3 protein-coding genes are annotated in these 3,828 nt (G+C 68.5%); all 3 read right to left on the reverse strand.

What is annotated here, in order from left to right:
- Nucleotides 1-917: hypothetical protein (locus tag VGZ32_RS21410; protein WP_326887920.1), on the reverse strand; the 917-nt coding region annotated here is incomplete at its 3' end.
- Between the two features lie 434 nt (nucleotides 918-1,351).
- The gene (gene guaA, locus VGZ32_RS21415) at nucleotides 1,352-2,923 is read right to left on the reverse strand and encodes a glutamine-hydrolyzing GMP synthase (protein WP_326887921.1); all 1,572 of its coding nucleotides are present in this window, start codon (nucleotides 2,921-2,923) and stop codon (nucleotides 1,352-1,354) included.
- A 711-nt stretch (nucleotides 2,924-3,634) separates the two neighbouring features.
- Nucleotides 3,635-3,828, reverse strand: a 194-nt coding sequence (locus VGZ32_RS21420) for a chorismate mutase (protein ID WP_326887922.1), incomplete at its 5' end; no start/stop codon positions are given.

The following is a 3,828-nucleotide window of genomic DNA, read 5'->3' on the forward strand; positions in this document are numbered from 1 at the left end:
ACCGAGACCAGGACCGGGCGGCGCACCTCGGTGAGCTTCACTCCGGTGTAGAGCACCGCGCAGCCGATCGCCAACCAGACCAGCGAGCCCGGCACTTCGGGCAGCTCGTACGGGTTCTTATCCAGTCCGATGATGATGAAGAGCACCGCGACCAGGTTCACCGGCAGCCAAACCGCAGCCGCCAACGATCCCAGGCCGCTCTCCTCGACCAGCAGGTCGCGCAGCTGTGAACGCTGGCCCGGCAGATATGCGGTGTCACGGCGGCGCATCCGCGCCGAGGACACCGCACCGGTCGTCACTGCTACCAGAACAGGGATGGCGAGCAGGGCCAGGTACTCCAGGCGTGGATGAGAGATCGCCGCCGAGACGATGGAGCGCTGCTGTGCGGAACCGGCCGCGATGTCCTCGACACCGAAGTACACGAATCCGGTGAAGAGCGTCGCCGCCCAGAGCAGGCCGAGCGTGCGGGGCAGCGACATTCGGCCGTCGACGCCGACCAGGTAGCAGAGAACGCCGCCGATATCCGAGTGCACCGCGCCTAGCAGGGTGAAAAGCGCCGCGAAGGCGAGGAACGCCAGGGGCGTAGCAGTGCGAGGCAATGTCCAGCGGTCGGATAACGGCAGGGTGGCGAGATCGATGATGAGCACGACCGCGAGGAGTGCCCAGGCGCCGCGCATCGTCTGGCGCCCGACGAACTGGAGCCACGCGGTGTTCTCTTTGCGGGCGACGACGGCGAGACGTCCCGCTCGCCGGGTCAGTTCGTCCGAAACCCACTGCCGTGCGCCGTCTTCGGAGTGGGAGACTGCGGCCGGAACGCCTTCGCCATGCGCCAGCTCACGGCAACGCTCTATGAACTGCGCGAGCTCCCGGTCGTAATCCTGCCGCACCGAGCAGTGGCAGTCTGGACCGTGCGCCACGCTCGTGCCCTCCCTGGTTTTATCTGCAAGACCGAAGCAGACACGGAGCGTACACCCCGCCGTGCAGGCGCTTCGGCACGACCCTTGAATGTGCGGAAATCCGTTACCGGATAACGACATTCGACGTCGAAGGTAACGCCAGGCAGGTGTCGAGGATTTCCCTATGGCAGCTGCTCCCGCGCCGCCTAGTCCTGCGGCTAAACCTCGCCGCCATATTCTGCGGCTACTCCAGTGCCACGTGGCCTCGCGGCCACTGCGCCACCTAATACTGCGGCTGCATCTCTCGCCGCCTAATCCCACAGCTACTCCAGCGCCACGTGGCCTCGCGGCCGCTCCGCCGCCCAATACTGCGGCACACCTCCCGCCACCCAGTCCCGCAGCTACTCCAGTACCACGTGGTCCCGCAGCCGCCGCGCCGCCGCCCAAACCCGCGGCTACTCCCACTCGATCGTGCCGGGCGGCTTTGATGTGACGTCCAGCACCACGCGATTGACGTCGCGCACCTCGTTGGTGATGCGTGTCGAGATCCGCTCAAGCACCTCATAGGGCAGACGCGTCCAGTCCGCCGTCATCGCATCTTCGGAGGACACCGGCCGCAGCACGATCGGGTGGCCGTAGGTGCGTCCGTCGCCTTGCACACCTACCGAGCGCACGTCGGCGAGGAGCACTACCGGACACTGCCAGATCTCCCGATCCAGGCCGGCCTTTGTCAGCTCCGCCCGAGCGATCGCGTCGGCCTCGCGCAGCAGGTCCAGGCGCTCCTCGGTGACCTCGCCGACGATACGGATGCCCAGGCCGGGGCCGGGGAACGGCTGGCGCCACACCATTTCCGCCGGCAGGCCCAGCTCCTCGCCGACCCGGCGCACCTCGTCCTTGAACAACCGGCGCAACGGCTCGACGAGCTCGAACTCGAGGTCGTCCGGCAGCCCGCCGACGTTGTGGTGCGACTTGATGTTCGCGGTTCCGGTACCGCCGCCAGACTCCACCACGTCCGGGTACAGCGTGCCCTGGACCAAGAATTCCACCGGCGCCTCGCCCTCGGCCGACGCGGCAACGATTTCCCGCTGCGCCTGCTCGAAGACTCGGATGAACTCCCGGCCGATGATCTTGCGCTTCTCCTCCGGGTCGGTCACGCCAGCCAGTGCGTCCAGGAAGCGCCGCTTGGCGTCGACGACCTTGAGGTCCACGCCGGTTGCGGCCACGAAGTCCTTCTCGACCTGTTCGGCCTCACCCTTGCGCAACAGCCCGTGATCCACGAACACACAGGTCAGTCGAGGTCCAATTGCGCGCTGAACCAGCGCGGCCGCGACCGCCGAGTCGACACCGCCGGACAGTCCGCAGATCGCCCGCTTCGAGCCGACCTGCGTCCGGATCGACTCGACCGCCTCCTCAACGATGTTCACCATGGTCCAGCTCGGCGTGATTCCGGCGCCGTGGTAGAGGAAGTTCTCGAGTACCTTCTGGCCATGGGCAGAGTGCAGCACTTCCGGGTGGTGCTGGACTCCATAGAGCCGGTTGTCGTCGTCCTCGAACGCGGCGACCGGAGTGCCGGCAGTCGTCGCGGTCACGGCGAACCCGGACGGCGCGGCAACTACTGAGTCGCCGTGCGACATCCACACCTGTTGCGCACCCAGTGTGCCGCTGAACAGTGTGGACGTGGTCTCGCGCACCGACAGCGCGGTACGGCCGTACTCGCTCGAGCCGGTCTTGTCCACGACGCCGCCGAGCGCTCGCGCCATCGCCTGGAAGCCGTAGCAGATGCCAAGCGTCGGGATGCCCGCGCGGAACAGTTCGGCGCTGACGTGCGGCGCGCCGTCGGCGTACACGGAGGACGGACCACCGGACAGAATGATCGCGGCGGGGCGGCGCGCCAGCATCTCGGCGACCGGCATCGTGTGCGGCACGATCTCGCTGTAGACCCGGGCCTCGCGGACACGGCGGGCGATGAGCTGGGCGTACTGGGCGCCGAAATCGACGACGAGCACCGAAGACGAGGTGGAGTCCATAGTGCTCACAGTCTACGGGCAGTCCACGGGGGCTCTTCGGCAGTGGACAGGTCTCCGCGGCCGACCGATCCGGCCGCCGTTGGGCGAGACGGTCGCGGTCGGCCGCGAAGACGGGGAATGGGGCGCGGACGGCGGCTGTCCCCTGCCGACGGGCACGCACACGCCGGGGCGAGGTCCCACGGCGGAGGACGCCACCGAGCCCGCCCGCCGCCGATCGCCTCGGCCCATTCGCACTGGACAACGAATTGTCAGATAAGTAGTTACGCAGTAACGGGAAACGGGTGGGGCGGAAGGCGGCGCAGCGGAGGGAGGGAGGGAGGGAGGGAGGGGGCGCGGCGGCGGGAAGGGGCGGAAGGCGACGCAGCGGCGGAAGGGAGGAGGGGATGAGGGAGGGAGAGAAGGAAGGTGGCGCGGCGGCGGGAGGGGGAGGGAAGGCGACGCGGCGGCCGGAGGAAGGAAGGTGGTGCAGCGGCGGGAGGGAAGGGTGAGGGAGAGCGCGGGCCGGAACGCGAGGCAGGCGCCAGTTCAGGACGGGCGCTGGCAGGCGGCGACTGCCATAGGCAGGTGCAGGCACGAGGAATGAGACGGCGATTTGGCCGCCTACCTCAGAGAGGCGGCGGCCCGGCACTGGCGTGAGACGAGGGTTCGTCGGAAGAGAGGTCTTCGGGCAAAGGCTCGTTGGATGAGCGCGCGAGGCGTCGGAGGAACCGCCTACGCGCGGCCGCGGCCTAGCTCCAGAAGCGCCATAGCGATCGCGGTGCCCGAACGGCCCAGAGCAGCGGTGTAGCGGCCGATGATCTCGGTCTCGCGGCGCAGGTCCACGCGGCGTCCGCCATCTGCGAGGCGGGCGGCTTGGATCTCGCGCGACACCTCGCCCCGGTGGCGGATCAGCTGGGCGATCTGGT

The organism is Actinocrinis sp., assembly GCF_035938995.1.
Lineage (GTDB): Bacteria > Actinomycetota > Actinomycetes > Streptomycetales > Catenulisporaceae > DASZGI01.

Bases quoted from the DNA above. Each gene is read 5' to 3' on its own strand.
- guaA (WP_326887921.1), bottom strand. From the start codon at position 2,923: ATGGACTCCACCTCGTCTTCGGTGCTCGTCGTCGATTTCGGCGCCCAG.